General features: G+C 39.7%; 11 protein-coding genes. 9 read left to right on the forward strand and 2 right to left on the reverse strand.

Annotated features, from left to right (window positions below; translation table 11 throughout):
• Window positions 1-42: 42 nt before the first annotated feature.
• Complete coding sequence (gene bepA / locus CWB65_RS07580) at window positions 43-1,500, reverse strand: beta-barrel assembly-enhancing protease (protein WP_006792335.1); 1,458 nt, start codon at window positions 1,498-1,500, stop codon at window positions 43-45.
• 1 nt (window position 1,501) lies between these two features.
• Entirely contained in the window at window positions 1,502-2,167 is a 666-nt protein-coding gene (locus CWB65_RS07585) for a hypothetical protein (RefSeq protein ID WP_138740322.1), read from the reverse strand.
• A gap of 148 nt (window positions 2,168-2,315) precedes the next feature.
• Here CWB65_RS07585 and CWB65_RS07590 point away from each other — a divergent pair, with 148 nt between their 5' ends.
• The 9 genes from CWB65_RS07590 to hrpA all read left to right on the forward strand — a co-directional run bounded on the left by CWB65_RS07590 (window position 2,316) and on the right by hrpA (window position 16,665).
• Window positions 2,316-2,534 (forward strand): sulfurtransferase TusA family protein, encoded by a 219-nt coding sequence (locus CWB65_RS07590; protein ID WP_138740323.1) that lies wholly within the window; start codon window positions 2,316-2,318, stop codon window positions 2,532-2,534.
• Window positions 2,527-3,606, forward strand: coding sequence for an AI-2E family transporter (locus tag CWB65_RS07595; protein WP_138740324.1), 1,080 nt, complete (start codon window positions 2,527-2,529; stop codon window positions 3,604-3,606). Before CWB65_RS07590 ends, CWB65_RS07595 begins: the two co-directional genes overlap by 8 nt.
• A gap of 115 nt (window positions 3,607-3,721) precedes the next feature.
• The gene (locus tag CWB65_RS07600; RefSeq protein WP_138740325.1) at window positions 3,722-5,968 is read left to right on the forward strand and encodes an aminotransferase class V-fold PLP-dependent enzyme; all 2,247 of its coding nucleotides are present in this window, start codon (window positions 3,722-3,724) and stop codon (window positions 5,966-5,968) included.
• A 375-nt stretch (window positions 5,969-6,343) separates the two neighbouring features.
• On the forward strand, window positions 6,344-7,990 hold the full coding sequence (pgi, locus tag CWB65_RS07605) for a glucose-6-phosphate isomerase (protein WP_138740326.1): 1,647 nt from the start codon (window positions 6,344-6,346) through the stop codon (window positions 7,988-7,990).
• A 268-nt stretch (window positions 7,991-8,258) separates the two neighbouring features.
• Window positions 8,259-9,731: a glucose-6-phosphate dehydrogenase gene (gene zwf / locus CWB65_RS07610; protein WP_138740327.1), complete on the forward strand. Its 1,473-nt coding sequence runs from the start codon at window positions 8,259-8,261 to the stop codon at window positions 9,729-9,731.
• Window positions 9,732-9,733: 2 nt separating this feature from the next.
• Window positions 9,734-10,444, forward strand: coding sequence for a 6-phosphogluconolactonase (gene pgl / locus CWB65_RS07615; protein ID WP_138740328.1), 711 nt, complete (start codon window positions 9,734-9,736; stop codon window positions 10,442-10,444).
• A 344-nt stretch (window positions 10,445-10,788) separates the two neighbouring features.
• Window positions 10,789-11,493, forward strand: a complete 705-nt coding sequence (locus CWB65_RS07620) for a SapC family protein (RefSeq protein WP_006792343.1) — start codon at window positions 10,789-10,791, stop codon at window positions 11,491-11,493.
• Between the two features lie 125 nt (window positions 11,494-11,618).
• A complete protein-coding gene (locus tag CWB65_RS07625; RefSeq protein WP_138740329.1) occupies window positions 11,619-12,653 on the forward strand; it encodes an isoaspartyl peptidase/L-asparaginase family protein in 1,035 nt (344 codons plus the stop codon).
• A gap of 124 nt (window positions 12,654-12,777) precedes the next feature.
• Window positions 12,778-16,665 carry an ATP-dependent RNA helicase HrpA gene (gene hrpA, locus CWB65_RS07630; protein ID WP_171047578.1) on the forward strand — a complete coding sequence of 1,296 codons (3,888 nt, stop codon included), beginning with the start codon at window positions 12,778-12,780 and terminating at the stop codon, window positions 16,663-16,665.
• The last annotated feature ends 35 nt before the right edge of the window (window positions 16,666-16,700 follow it).

Raw genomic sequence — 16,700 nt, forward strand, 5'->3', positions numbered from 1 at the left:
ATAGTGTTAATTGCCTCTATTTTAGGGCAACAGCTTGCAGACTTAAAGCCTTGCAAGCTCTTTTTGTAAACGGCGGTACTGAGTAAGTAATGCTTTTAATCGCTGCTGTTTTATTAACTCTGTTGATTCTACGAAGTTAAGCGCTTTTTGGATTTCATCAGCGGCTTTCATGTAAGCACCGTATTGAGATAGCACGTCAGCGTTTGCCTCGTGATAGGCCGCCAATTTGTCTTGTTTTTTGTACGCGTCAGCCAGTAGCTCTTTACCTAAACTATGCTCTGGTTTTTCTAATAAAAAACCTTTAAGCACGTTTTCAGCAAGTTCGTATTGCTTAGCTTCTAATGCTGCATTTGCATAATTGAGCGTAATTACTTGATTGTTAGGGCGGTAATTATGTAGTTCAGCTAAAAATGAAACGGCTTCGTCGGCTTTTTTTTGCGCTATGAGTAGATCAGTTTGCGTATCAATATAAAATAAATTCTTAGGGTCACTTTTTAATAGCTTGCTTAAAATAGTGTCTGCTTCATCCAGTTTTTCTTGATCAAGTAAACTTAACGCTAAACCGTAATTAAGTGCTGTATTGCTGTAGCTGTTTTCACGAAGGAGTTTTCTAAATAAGGCTTCAGCATTTTCTGGTTTGTTGTCGTAACGTGCAAGTACTCGGCTTTTAGCAAGGTTAAATTCGAGGCTTGCAGGTAAGCGACGCTTTGGGTACTGCTCAGCACGAAGACGTACATCAGACACTCGGCTTTCAGGCAGTGGGTGAGTAAGCAAAAATGCAGGTGGTTTATACTTATAACGAATTTGTGCAGCCAGTTTAGTTAAAAAGTCGCTAGATGCACGCGCATCAAACCCTGCATTATTAAGTGTTTGCATGCCTATTCGATCAGCTTCTTGTTCAGCAGAGCGACTGTGTGTTAATTGGCTAAAAGCAGATTGTGTTTGGCTTGCTGATATAATGGCAATACCAGCGTCTGGGGCAACAATAGTTGCTAAAATACCGGCAATCATCCCCGCTATAGTCATTGCGCTGTTATCTTGTTGTTGCTGGATTCTGCGTGCTAAATGGCGCTGAGTGACATGAGCGATTTCGTGACCGAGTACAGATGCAAACTGACTTTCGCTATCGGCTTGCGCAATAAGGCCTGTATGAACACCGACATGTCCGCCGTAAAAAGCAAAAGCGTTAATGTCAGAGTTATTGATCCAAAAAAATGAAAACGGAAAACGTACATCGTTTGCGTTTGCAACAAGCTTTCTACCAATGGTAGTTAGGTATTCATCTAATACGGGGTCGTTAATAATCGGTGAACCACCACGTATTTGCATCATCATTACTTCCCCAATCGCTTGTTCTTTTTCGAGGGGGAGTACTTGTAATGCAGAAGTTCCCAAATCAGGAAGATTAAAGTTAGTTTGCGCCTTTAATGGCTCACTTACTAGAAGGCTAAATGTAAGTACGGCACTGCATAAAGATATAAAGGCTGATTTTAGCTGCATTTTATTCCTTGTTTATTGGCTCGCCAATAGCAATTTTGGCTATGTCTATTTCGTCACTGCTTGCACGGATGTCTTTTTCGCACAATTGGTAGAGTTCTTTTATTGAGACTCCATCTATCTTTATTACGTTCAACTCTCGCTGCAAAAAAGTAATAATTTTATGAACCACTTTGTGTGAGTGCAAAATGAGGGCTTTATCGGCTTTATCACCGCGCTCAAAGTAAGAACCAATAAATTTATGTAGTTGATTTAGCCTTAAAAGCACTTTCATTGAATGCGGATCCCATACTCTAAACTCCATAAAGCGGTTATCTTTTATGTATTGGTCAACAATAATATCTTTTGCATAAGGCAGTGCCCACAATTCGAAGCCCCTGTCTGTAAATACCTGGTGTAATGCAATACGAGGTTTATGTTTAGTATGGATCTCACCTAAATCGTCCTCAAAGCCGTCGAGTATGTCTAGATTCCAGTTACGTCTGTCTATAAGTTGTTTTACGGCGTTATCAAATCCATGCTCTAAAACACCTTCAGACTCGCTAACTGAAGAGGCAACTAAATGATAAAAAGGAGGAAGCTCCCCCCAATTTATTTGCTTTTTATACCAATTAATCTCTTTGAGTGTTGGATTACTTGGTAAATGCGCTTTATTATGCGTGCGAGACATTAACCTGTCCTTACTACTAACTATGTATTACAGAATAAACCATTGCAGGCATTGTTTTAAGAAAAAGTTACATTTGTTGATATTTTACTGGCTACTGATGCACAGCAATGCGACTTATTATTCATTTTAATAAATCGGTAAAGCGAGTATGTTACACCAAGATTTACGAAGTTATAGATGTCCTCAACAGTTTATTCAGTTTAAATTAGGGCTACGTGAAGCATTATCTACACGGCAAGCCATCACTTTTAGTGTAAATAGTGATGAGAGCATGGATGATATTGAGCGATATTTAAAAAAATATGCTTACAGTTACAACTTAGATAAACAAAAAGGTTTATTATTAGTGGAGCCATTACGTGTTTGAATATATAAAAACATGGTACGAAAGAAAATTTTCTGATCCTCATTCGGTCACCTTATTATTTTTACTAGTCGTTTCTGTTGCCTTACTGTACTTTTTTGGCTCGTTAATTGTGCCGGTTTTAGTGGCATTAGTTATTGCTTATTTACTTGATTGGCCTGTTGTACATTTAGAGCGCCTTGGTTTACGCCGTTTTACAGCAACCGTGATCGTAATGCTTATATTCACAGGCGTTATGCTTACTTTAATTTTAGTGATTGGTCCTGTTCTTTGGAAACAAACCAGTAACTTAGTGCAAGAAACCCCTCATATGTTAGAGCAAGGTAAGTCGTATTTAGTTGCCTTACCCGAGCAATACCCAAGTTTAATAAATGCCGACCAAGTACAAGGCATTGTTGCTACTGTCGAGGCTAAAGTTATTGAGTTTGGCCAAGTGGTTTTATCGTTTTCATTAACGTCGTTAAAAGATTTAGTGGCGTGGTTAATTTACTTAGTGCTTGTACCGTTGCTCGTGTTTTTTATGCTTAAGGATAAGCTAGAGTTAACGGGTAGTGTGGCTAAATTAATTCCGCAACAGCGTCGTTTAATTTTGCAAGTATGGAATGAAATGAACCAACAAATTATGAATTACATTCGCGGGAAAGTGTTTGAAATTTTAATTGTAGGTGGCGTTTCGTTTATCGCGTTTACATTTTTAGATTTACGCTACGCAGCCTTATTAGGTGTGTTAGTTGGTTTTTCTGTGTTAATTCCGTTTGTGGGTGCTGCGCTGGTGACTATTCCGGTCGCTGCTGTGGCGTTATTTCAATTTGGATTAGAAACTCAATTTTGGACTATTTTGATTATTTACGGGATTATACAGGCCCTTGATGGCAACGTACTCGTGCCATTGTTATTTTCAGAAGCGGTTGACTTAAATCCTGTATTTATAATTGTCGCAGTTTTGTTTTTTGGTGGTCTTTGGGGCTTTTGGGGGGTATTTTTTGCCATTCCTTTGGCTTCGCTTGTTAAGGCATTGATTACCGCTTGGTCTTCAACGCAAGAAGAGCTAAATAATAAACTGACAGAGGGTTAGTTCAAAAAGGCATAGAAAACGCACCGTCAGTACTAATTGATTATTACTCAATACGTTTAAAGTTATGTAATATTGGTAATAAGATATATCTTTTAGTAATAAGGTGCGTTTTTAGATGTCTGACTCTTTATTAAGCCCTGAGCAAGTATACCTCGATGCAAATGCAACAACGCCGGTGTTGCCATGCATTGCTCAGGTGGTTTCTCATACAATGCAAATTTGCTTTGGTAATCCATCAAGCCCACACATTACAGGTATTCAAGCTAAGCATTTGTTAGAACAAACCCGTGAAAACGCACGAACAGTGATAGGCGCAAAAGAGGGAAATATTTTGTTTACCTCTGGCGCGACTGAAGGCATTCAAACCGCTGTCGTATCTACACTCATTAATGCTAAAACTCATAAAATAGATAATCCAGTATTATTGTATGGTGCAACTGAGCACAAAGCGGTACCTAATACCTTAAAACATTGGAATGATGTATTGGGTATTAATGCCAAAATTTTAGCAATTCCGGTAAATAGTAAGGGTATTCTAGACCTTACTTTTATTGCAGAACACATTCCTAATGCGCTTATGATATGCACAATGGCAGTAAACAATGAAACCGGCGTGTATCAAGATTTAGATGCTATTGAACAAACGATCCGTTTTTTAAACCCTGACGTGTCGTGGATGGTCGATTGTGTTCAAGCATTGGGCAAAAAGCAACTCAATCTAAGCGCGACTACAATAGATTATGCTCCCTTTTCGGGCCATAAACTTTATGCACCCAAAGGCATCGGTTTTTTATATATACGAGCTGGCAGTGCCTATACACCGTTTATAGCAGGGGGCGGGCAAGAGAGCGGTATGCGTTCGGGTACCGAGAACTTACCCGGTATTGCCGGGTTAAATAAACTATTTAGCTTACTGCTAGACAGGTCAGATACAACGTTTAAACCAATCGATGTGCTCAATAGCTACCGCGCGCAAATAAAATGCGCGATTGAAGATACTTTTGGTGATGTTACGTTTAATCATAGTTTTGAGCATTCGGTACCAACAACGCTCAACTTTGCGGTAAATGAACTAACAAGTAAAGAAGTGATTGATTTATTTGATGCTGCTGGTATTCGTGTCAGTGGAGGGTCTGCATGTAGCACGGGTTCTTCAACGAGCTTTGTGCTTGATGCTATGGGCGTTAAGCAATGGCAGAGTGAAAATGCAATTAGGCTATCGTTTGGTCCCGCAGCTACAGCCGAAGAAATAGCAAATGCGTGTGAATCTATACGTGCATTAAAAGCCATTTTGCAGGCTAACTGTTTAATAGTATCTGATAGCGCAACCCCTCACCAAGATGTGTGCGCGCTTGGTTTAACGCAGTTTAGGCACCAAGGAGCATGTTGCTGGTTATATGTAAGTGAGAATAAACAGGCAATTATTATAGATCCTATTGTAGAGCTCATACCGCGTTTAGAAAAAATAGCTAATACACAAAACCTCACTATTAAGGCAGTGCTTAATACACACACTCACCAAGAGCGCCATTGCGGCGTTACTTTATTACGCAGTGTATTAGGGAGTCGATGCGATGACATTGAAATAGATAAACTGGGGTGGCCAATACATGCAGCGTATATTGACCTTAATAACCAACGATTAGAAAAAATAGCCACACCAGGGCACAGTGAAGATAGCGTAAGTTATGTTCTAAAAAATGAAGATAATCATATCAATTATTGCTTTTGTGGTGACCTAATATTACCCGCAGGCTTGGGGAACACGTCTCTAGCTGGTGGCAATGCAAAGGCCATGGCTCATTCTATTCTAGCGCTTGCTGAGCAGCTAGATGAAACAAGTGTGATTTGTTCAGGACATGATTATTTACAATGTTTTGCGATGAACTGGGAGGCAGAGCAACAACAAACACCTTTATTAAACGGATTAATAAACGGCCAAATGAGTATTGATGAATTTGTTACTGAAAAACAGCTGGATGATCAGGCTAAAGAAAAATCAAGGTCACAATTGTGTGGTTATGTCACCGCGTTGCCCGAATCATATATTCAGCAATTAAATTTTGATAGTGCAAAGGCAATGCTTACTAAAAACGATGCGTATTTGATTGATACCAGAGAGCCATACGAGCATGGTGCCAATAATGTATCGCAATTGTTTCGCACCAAAGAAATAAAAACACTTAATATACCGCTTAGTAGAATGGCTAATGCGTTGATGGAAGGTCAGCTTAGTAAGAGCGGTAAATATATATTGTTGTGTCGTAGCGGTAACCGATCAAAGCTTGCGGCTGCTAACCTAACGCAACTAGGGTATCAAACAGTGTATAACTTAGAGGGTGGTTTGGCATTGAGCCTCTAATTATACGACACTAATAGGATTCAAATTAAATCGGCTCTGGTAGCCGATTTTTTATTTATTCACATAAATGTCATAACTATTAAAAATGTACTGAACGTTTAGTAAAATTCACGAACATAGCAACTTAATCGATTAAGCTTTGTGGGTGCCTTTGAAATTGCGGGTAAAATAATTTGCAAAATATTTATGATACCGGTGTCAAAAGACAAAAATTGCGTTATCATCTGCGTATAAAATAGTAAAAGCAGCGCTTTTTTTACGTTTTTAACTATACTATCAGCGTTTTATTTTAGTGTGTTTAGTGTGTATTAAAGACTTTTACATCATAAAAAGAAACTATAAATCAACCGGTTAAAATTTTTAGAGGATATTTAAATGTCGAACCGAACGCAATTAGCAAGTTGGCAAGCCCTTGAACAAAGTGCTGCTAAGATGAAACAAACACATCTTAAAACGTTATTTGCACAAGACGGTACCCGCTTTTCTAAGTTTTCAACTCAGATCCCAGGTGTATTATTCGACTACTCTAAACAATTAATTGATAACGATGTTTTTGCTAATTTAGTGTCGCTTGCTAAAGAGTGCGATATTGCCTCTTGGCGAGATAAAATGTTTAGTGGTGAAAAAATCAACATCACCGAAGAACGCTCTGTACTGCATACTGCATTACGTAATCGTGCACATACTCCATTAATTGTTGATGGAGAAAATGTAACACAAGCGGTTGATAATGAACTTGCCAAAATTAAAGTATTTGTTGAAAAAGTGCGAAGCGGCCAATGGCTTGGTTATACGGGCAAAGCGGTGAAAGACGTTGTCAGCATTGGAGTAGGCGGGTCGAACCTAGGTCCTCAAATGGCAACTGAGGCGTTAAAAGCACTCGCAGACAACACGTTAAATGTGCATTACGTGTCAAATGCTGATGGTGTACAAATTGCTTCTGTACTTAAAAATATTGATCCCGAAACAACACTATTTGTTATCTCGTCAAAAACATTTACTACATCAGAAACCATGACGAACGCTAAAACAGCGGTAGATTGGTTTTTAGAAACAACAAAAGATGAAAGCACAATTGCTAAACATTTTGTTGCAGTAAGTACAAATTTAGAAAAAACAGCTGCCTTTGGTATTGCTGATGAAAACGTATTCACTATGTGGGATTGGGTAGGTGGTCGCTTTTCATTATGGAGTGCGATAGGCTTACCGATTGCGCTGTATTTAGGTTATGACGCATTTGAAGAAATACTAACAGGTGCTTTTGAAGTTGATGAACACTTTAAAAATGCGCCGCTTGAGCAGAATATTCCTTTAATAATGGCTTTGTTAAGTGTTTGGAATACCAGCTTTTTAGGGTATACGTCGCAAGCAATTTTACCTTACGACCAATCTCTTCACATGTTACCTGCGTATTTACAACAAGGTGAGATGGAAAGTAACGGTAAGCATGTTAACTTTGCAGGTAAAGTAGTAGCGTACACCACGGTACCAATCATTTGGGGTATGACTGGTATTAACGGTCAGCACGCGTTTTATCAATGCCTGCACCAAGGCAACGTGATTGTGCCAGCAGATTTTATTGCATCTGTTAAACCACAAATAAATGTTGATAAGCATCATGACATTTTATTATCAAACTTTTTTGCTCAAACAGAAGCAATGATGAGTGGCGTTGATGCAGAACAAGTTACAGCCGACTTAACAGCTAAAGGTAAATCGCAGGCGCAGATTGATGAACTACTAAATCACAAAATTCATCAAGGGAACCGCCCAACAACATCAATGCTGCTAGACACTGTTGATGCTAAAACGGTAGGGCGTTTAATTGCGTTATACGAACACAAAATCTTTTGCCAAGGCATAATTTTAGACATTTGTTCATTTGATCAATGGGGTGTTGAACTGGGCAAAGGCTTGGCATCTAAAATTGAAAGTGAGCTTACAGATGATAGTGTAAATCACGATCACGATAGCTCTACAAGTGGACTGATGGCGTACTATAAGCAACACCGTACGCAGTAACAATTTAACCTGCTTAAAAGTAGGTAAACCGAGTACCTTTGAACGGGTAGCGCTGGAGTGCTTAGGGTCTGTATTTTTGTGAGAGGAGATACAGAATCCTAAGGCTCATTTAATAAAGCGTAGATGATAAAAAAATAATAATACATCATCAATTAAGAACAATTCAGCAGGCTTTTTAACACATTATAAAAGCTATCATAATCCAAGTTATAAACAGGCATACCCGCGAACTTATTTAGGACGGGGTATCACAACGTAGAGAGTAACTATGCTTAATCCTTTTGATATCATAATTTTTGGGGGCGGTGGTGATCTTGCGTTACGCAAATTACTACCTGCAATGTACAGAGCATATCAAGAAGGGAACCTACCTGAAGGCTCACGCATCCTGCCAACAGTTCGTGAAGAAAGCAAACGTGCCGAATACATTGAAACAGCGCACAAAGCACTACAAGAGTTTTTAAGTAAAGGTGAATTTAACGCCAAAGATTGGAAAGCATTTTCTACTTATTTAGTGCCAGTGGTGAGTAATGTTACTGAAGCTGACGATAACTGGGATGTGCTTAAAGAGATCTTAGATGAGCACGATAGTACTAAATCTCGCGTGTTTTACTTATCTTTACCACCAGCCGTTTATGGCAAGTGTTGTGAAATTCTTTCTACAAAAGATTTGATTACGCCAACATCGCGTGTAGTCGTAGAAAAACCAATCGGTTACTGTGGTGAATCTGCAGAAGCAATAAACGCTAAAATTGCTGAATTTTTTGAAGAAGACCAAATTTTCCGTATAGACCATTACTTAGGTAAAGAAACAGTACAAAACCTAATGGCACTGCGTTTTTCAAATTCATTATTTGAAAACATGTGGGATGCTAAATCGATTGATAATATTCAAATTAGTCTTTCTGAAACCGTAGGCCTTGAGAGCAGAGCTGGGTTTTACGACAAAGCCGGTGCACTTCGTGATATGGTTCAAAATCACTTATTACAGCTTTTGTGCCTTGTTGCAATGGAAGCTCCTAATAAGCTTAATGCTAATAGTATTCGTAACGAAAAACTAAAAGTACTCGAAGCGCTTCGTCCACTTTTTGATTCAGATGTTGATAGCAACATAGTACGCGGCCAATATGTACCGGGCGATTTAAACGGAAAAATAGTTCCTGGCTACCTTGAAGAGCTAAACGAAGGCGCTAGTAAAACAGAAACCTTTGTTGCTATTCGTGCACACATTGATAATTGGCGCTGGGCTGGCGTACCATTTTACCTTCGTACTGGTAAACGCATGGCAAAACGTTGTGCTGAAATAGTGGTTGAGTACAAAAAAGTATCGCACAATATTTATGAAGAAAATGTTGGCAACATTGAACCAAACCGCTTAGTTATTCGCCTTCAGCCTGAAGAAACGATTCAGCTAACGCTTATGTCAAAACGTTTGGACAACCTTGAAATGCAATTAGAGCCGGTAACGATGAACATTGAGTTATCACAAGCTTACAGTAACGGTTTCCATTCTGATGCGTATAAACGTTTAATGCTTGATGCGGCTGCAAATAACCCATCGTTGTTTATTCACCGTGATGAGGTTCGTCAAGCATGGAAATGGATTGACCCGATTGTTGAGCGTTGGCAAGAAAAAGGTAAGCCTGCACTTTACCGCGCCGGTACGTGGGGGCCTGATGATGCCGATGAACTATTAGCAGAAAACAACCATGTGTGGTTTAACACAGGTGATAAGGCATAATTATGGCGACTTTAGTTGAAAAATTTTTTGATGATAAAGATGCACTAACAAAAGAGTTATCGGCAACCTTAGAGCAATCATTAATAGATGGTATTAAAGATGATGGCCGCGCGGTACTAATGGTATCAGGCGGGTCATCACCCGCTGCAGCATATAAGCATTTATCAACCCTTGATTTAGATTGGCAGAACGTTGACGTAGCCATGGTTGATGAGCGCTGGGTTGAGCCAAATCACGAGAAAAGTAATGAAGCTTTTATTAAAAGTACGTTGTTGCAAAATTTTGGCAATGCAGCCAACTTTATAACAATGAAAAACGATGCTTCTACTGCACAACAAGGTGCTGAAAAATGTGAAACCGCGTATAGTGCACTCAAAGCGCCTTATGATGTAACTATTTTAGGTATGGGGCCTGATGGGCACACTGCATCTTTGTTTCCACACGCAGATGGATTAGAAAATGGTTTAACCACCACTCAAACGGTTTGTGCGATTAACGCAATACAAAGCGACGTGACGGGGAGTATTACCGAGCGTATGACGCTTACCTTGCATGCAATAGCAAATTCTAAAGTGGTAAAACTACTTATTAGCGGTGAAGAAAAGCTCGCTGTTTATAAGCAAGCTAAGGCAGGGGGCGATGTTAACGATATGCCTCTGCGTGCTGTGCTAAACCATCCTGATATAAATATTGAAGTGTATTGGGCTCCATAATTTAATCAAATTTGCAGTACTCACTCAATTTTATAAAGGCGGCTAAATTAGCTGCCTTTTTGTTTGTTTAAATATTCTCCAATATGAGTAAGTTTATAGGTGAATACCTGTTAACTATTGTAAATGGGTTGCTTAGTTTTGTATGCTAAATAGCCGCGTAACGCTTTATTTTTAAGCGCATTTTAAAATTATTACGTGTATGTTTTTTGGCAACGTGCAGATTTATTTAAATTTTATTTTTAGATGGCTTATGTCATAAAACTTTCCCTTCCTTTTTCGCTTCAAAAGCATTAGCCTTAGTGCATTAACAATGAAACTTATAAAATTAAAAACGGAGCAGTAACATGGCGGAGCAACAAGTACAGCCTTTACACAATGAAAAACATGCCAACATTAAAATTCAAAACGGCATCAATGTAGAATTTATGAAAACTCAACATTTAGTGCCTGTAGTAGCACATGAGTTTGCGCGTGTAGCAAATGAGTTTCCTATGTCGTTTGTTAAAAATAACGAAGCAGGTACTTTCCAAGCAGTTGCAATGTTTGGCTTAGAGCCAGGCGAAAACTTATTTGTTGAAGGCGACAAATGGACAGCTTCTTTTGCACCAATGGCGTCTACACGTTACCCACTAGGTTTAGTTAAACACCCAGAGCAAGACCAATTTGGTATTGTTATTGATGAAGCAAGCCCACTTGTAAGCGAAACAGACGGTAATGCGTTATTTGAAAACGGTGAAGAAACAGATTACCTAAAACGTCGCAAAGAGTCGCTAGTGTCTTTCATTGAATTTTCTCAAGTAACAGATGCGTTCACTAAATTCCTTGCTGACAAAGAGCTACTGATAGCACAAACGTTAACAGTAGACATCAAAGGCGAGAAAAAAGACATCAACGGTATTTACCTTATCGACGAGAAAAAACTAAATGAGCTAAGCGATGCAGACTTCTTAGAGCTTCGTAAGCGCGGCTATTTAGCACCAATTTACTCTTTCTTAACGTCTACTCACCAAGTAGCACGTTTAGCGCGTTTAAAAGCCAAACAAGCTTAATTTAAACACGTTAACTATAAAAAGCGCCTCAAGGCGCTTTTTTTATGCCTTTAAACTTACTTTAGTTGAAATTTACGTTTTAACCGTTCACATTGGTTTCAATACTTTTTTGATAAGGGCCAGTCATGAAAAAAATAATCTTATTATCTATTTTAGCCAGTGCGTGCATAGGGTTTAGTCACAGTGCACTAAGTGAAGAATCTCCGCTTGCCATTGCCATTCATGGTGGCGCAGGAACAATAGATAAAGCAAAATTTTCCCCTGAGCAAGAAAAAGCCTACCGTGCTAAATTATCCGAAGCTGTTGAAGCAGGTTACAGCGTTCTTGAAAAAGGCGGGGAAAGCTTAGATGCGGTGACGGCTGCAATTACAGTATTAGAAAAGTCTGAGTTTTTTAATGCAGGGCGCGGTGCAGTATATACATATGACGGTGGGCATGAACTCGACGCATCAATTATGGACGGGCGTAACCGCCAAGCTGGGGCTGTTGCAGGTGTAAAACATGTAGAGAGCCCAATTAAACTTGCTCGTTTAGTTATGGATAACTCAGTGCACGTTATGCTCAGTGGGCAAGGTGCTGAGGAATTTGCAAAAGAGCAAGGTATTGAACTTATCGAAAATAACATATTTGATACTAAACATCGTTACGATGCGCTGCTTAAAGCAAAAGATAAGCTCGATAAAGCCAAAGCAACAACTAAGTCATATCAGGCTGCACACAATGCACTACCAGATAACTTTAAAATGGGCACTGTTGGCGCTGTTGCCCTTGATAAAAATGGTAATTTAGCTGCAGGCACATCAACCGGTGGAATGACGGCAAAGCGCTACGGCCGTGTTGGAGATGCTCCTGTTATAGGTGCTGGTACGTTTGCTGAGAATGAGTCATGTGCGGTATCAGCAACCGGCCATGGTGAATATTTTATTCGCTACAACGTGGCAAGTGATATTTGCGCTCGTGTTAAATACCAAGGCAGTACAATCTCTCAAGCTGGTGATGAAGTAATAAACAAGGTATTAGAGCCAATAGGTGGTACAGGCGGTGTTATTATAATCGACACGCAGGGCAATATTAGTTTACCGTTTAACACGTCGGGTATGTATCGCGCGAGTAAATCGAATACGCAAGCAACTTATGTAGGCATTTTTAAAGGCGAATAGGAATACAGACTGATACATGTGATTAAATGTCAAACAACTGAGTGTTTAATGATTTGTAGGATTAACCCGAGCCGTTAACTTTGATACAATTATGGCTCTTTTACATATTTTATAAGGTATGCGGGTGGTTAACCTAGGTCAGTTGTTTGGCGAGCTAAAAACGTGCTTAAAAAAAGATCAATTCATATTCAAAAAACGCCTTCATGGTGTTAAAAAAATAGCCGACGAAACTAAGCAAGCCAATGCGCTTGAAAAAATAGCCGCAGATATAACCCGCAGCCAACAATCAAAAGAAAAACGATTAGCTAACTTGCCACAGGTAACATACCCTGAGCAGCTGCCTGTAAGTCAAAAAAAACAAGCCATTAAAGACGCAATAGCAAATAATCAAGTTGTTATTATTGCCGGTGAAACGGGCTCGGGAAAAACGACGCAAATACCTAAAATGTGTCTAGAGCTTGGCCGTGGAGTTGATGGGTTTATTGGCCATACACAACCACGTAGGTTAGCCGCACGCACCGTTGCAAACCGTATTGCTGATGAGATGAAGTGTGAACTTGGCCAACAAGTGGGTTTTAAAATCCGCTTTAGTGATCAGGTTTCTAACAATACATACATTAAACTGATGACAGACGGTATTTTACTGGCTGAAATTCAGCAAGATCGCTTTTTAAATCAATACGACACCATAATTATTGATGAAGCCCACGAGCGTAGCCTAAACATTGACTTTATTTTAGGGTACTTAAAAAACTTACTGCCTAAGCGTCCAGATTTAAAAGTTATAATTACCTCAGCAACGATTGACCCTGAGCGTTTTTCTAAGCATTTTAACGATGCGCCAATTATTGAGGTATCAGGTCGTACTTTCCCTGTTGATGTTCGTTACAACCCAATTAGCGATATTAAAAAAGAGGGTATGGAAGCAGAAGGTGACCAGTTACAAGGTATTTTTGATGCCGTTGACGAGCTGTGCGCAGAAGGCCCTGGCGACATACTTATATTTTTAAATGGTGAGCGTGAAATTCGTGACACTGCCGACGCGTTGAGTAAGCGAAATTTAAAACACACTGATGTACTCCCACTGTATTCGCGTTTATCAAATGCAGAGCAAAACCGAATATTTGCACCGCATTCGCGCCGCCATATTATTTTATCGACCAACGTGGCTGAAACGTCATTGACCGTACCGGGTATTCGCTATGTTATAGACCCAGGTACTGCGCGCATAAGTCGCTACAGCTACCGTACAAAAGTACAGCGTTTACCAATTGAGCCTATTTCACAAGCAAGCGCTAATCAGCGTATGGGCCGTTGTGGGCGTGTTGAAGCGGGTATTTGTATTCGCCTGTATTCTGAGGATGACTTTTTATCTCGCCCCGAGTTTACTGACCCGGAAATTCTACGTACAAACTTAGCCTCTGTTATTTTACAAATGCTAGCTTTGGGCTTGGGTGACATGGCGCAATTTCCATTTGTGCAAGCGCCAGATAGCAGAAATATCAATGATGGTTTGACTCTGCTTGAGGAGTTACAAGCAGTAAAGTCGTCTAAACGAGATAATAGAACTGCGTTAACGCAATCTGGTAGGGAGCTGAGCCGATTACCCGTTGATCCGCGTTTGGCTAAAATGGTGTTAACAGCGCATAAGTTAGGTGCACTTCGTGAAGTTATTATCATTGTGGCTGCTTTATCTATTCAAGACCCACGTGAACGACCTCAGGAAAAACGCGCAGCAGCGAATGAAAAACACGGCCGCTTTGATGATCCTGATTCAGACTTTATTGCCTTTTTAAATTTGTGGAATTACTTAGAAGAGCAACAAAGCGAGCTGACAAACAGTCAGTTTAGAAAATTATGCCAAAAAGACTTCCTAGCCTATATGCGCCTGCGTGAATGGCAAGATATTGTATATCAAATAAGTACTGTGTGTAACGAAATGGGCATGAAGGCAACAAGTAATGTTGCTGATAGTGAAGCCGTACACAAAGCCTTACTAAGCGGTATGCTTAGCCATATTGGTTTTAAGGACGAAAAACAAGCTTACAAAGGTGCGCGTAATAGTCAGTTTCATATTTTTCCGGGGTCAGGTTTATTTAAAAAAGCGCCTAAATGGATTATGTCAGCAGAGCTTGTTGAAACGAGTAAATTGTATGCGCGCACTAATGCAAAAATCGATATCAGTTGGGTTGAACCTTTAGCCCAACATTTGGTAAAACGCAGCTACTCTGAGCCCCACTGGGAGAAAAAACCTGGGGCTGTTATTGCCTTTGAGCAACAAACTTTATATGGGTTGTTAGTTGTTAATAAGCGCCGCTGTGTTTATAGCAATATAGACCCTAAAGTTAGTCGTGAGCTGTTTGTACGCACCGCACTGGTTGAACAAGAGCTAGGTTTAAACGAGCGTTTTTTACAGTTTAACCGTGAGCTAATCGAAGATATACAAGTTCTTGAAAATAAGTCGCGCCGACGTGATATTTTAGTTGATGAACAAACCTTATTTGAGTTTTACGATAAAAAAATACCAAAAGAAATTAATAATCGAGCCGCTTTTTTAAAGTGGTATAAAACTCAAAAACAACAAAATAAACACTATCTACATATGACTCGCGATGAGTTAATGCGCCATGGTGCAAACAGTATTACAGAGTTTGATTACCCAGATACATGGCAGCAAGATAATTTAATATTACCGCTTACGTATCACTTTGATCCAGGTCAAGCGGTTGATGGTGTTGCGGTGCAAATACCCGTTGCCTTATTAAATCAAGTGCAAGAAACCGGCTTTGATTGGCATATCCCTGCGTTTAGGCACGAACTTATTAGTGGCTTGATTAAATCGCTACCAAAATCACTTCGACGTAACTTTGTGCCCGCTCCTAATTATGCCGATGCTGTTATTGCGGCGGTAGAGCCGATGCAAGGCACGTTGCTTGACGCACTTACCACACGTTTGTTGAGAATGACCGGTGTACGCGTTGACCCTGAAGCGTGGGATTTAACATCACTTGCTTCCCATTTACGCTTACATTTTGAAGTACGCGATGAGCACAATAAACTACTTGCTCGCGGTTTAGACCTTGCGAAGCTCAAAGCAGAGCTTCAAGGAGAGGTAACCGAAACACTTTCTAAAGTTGCGGATGACGGTATTGAAAAAGCAGACTTAACACAATGGAACTTTGGTGAACTGCCTAAGTCTTACGTTAAAAAGCAAGGCCAGTACGAAATAAAAGCGTATCCAGCGCTGGTTGATAAAAAATCAAGTGCTGCGGTTGAGCTATTTGATAACGAAATAAAGGCACAGATTGCACACCAGCAAGGCCTTCGCCGATTGGTATTATTAAATGTGCCTTCACCTATTAAATATTTACAGCAAAATCTGCCTAATAAGGCTAAGTTGGGATTGTACTTTAATCCTTTTGGAAAAATAGCCGATTTAATTAATGATTGTATTGCCGCGGGTGTTGATAGCTTATTACTCAAATATGGCGATATTAGAACGAGCAGTGAGTTTGAAAGTGTAAAAGAAGAAATACGTGGCGAGCTAGATGACGCTGTAGTCGATATAGCTATTCACGTTGAACAAGTTCTTAGCATTGCACATGCGCTACATAAAAAAATGAAAGGGCGGGTTGATTTGACCATGATCACTGCGCATGGCGATATTAAGTCTCAGCTTGAGTCGTTAATTTTTAAAGGGTTTGTTAGTCAACATGGTGCGACTAAGCTGACTGATTTAATTCGTTATTTGAAAGCGATTCAAAAGCGATTAGAAAAGCTCCCTGTTGACCCAAACAGAGACAGAGTGTGTGTACTTGAGCTTGATAAAGTGGCAGCTGAGTATAAAAAGCTGTCTAATAAAATACCCAAAGGTATGCCAATACCCAGCGAGATAGAAGCTATATTTTGGATGCAACAAGAGCTAAGAGTTTCATTATTTGCACAAACGCTAGGAACGCCTTACCCTATTTCGTCTAAACGAATTTTAAATGCTATAAAAGAAGTTGAATAATGCTTGCATTTATCAAGAAGGTTAGTACCTTAAAG

The sequence above is a fragment of the Pseudoalteromonas sp. S554 genome, from assembly GCF_005930865.1.
Classification (GTDB): Bacteria; Pseudomonadota; Gammaproteobacteria; order Enterobacterales; family Alteromonadaceae; genus Pseudoalteromonas; species Pseudoalteromonas marina.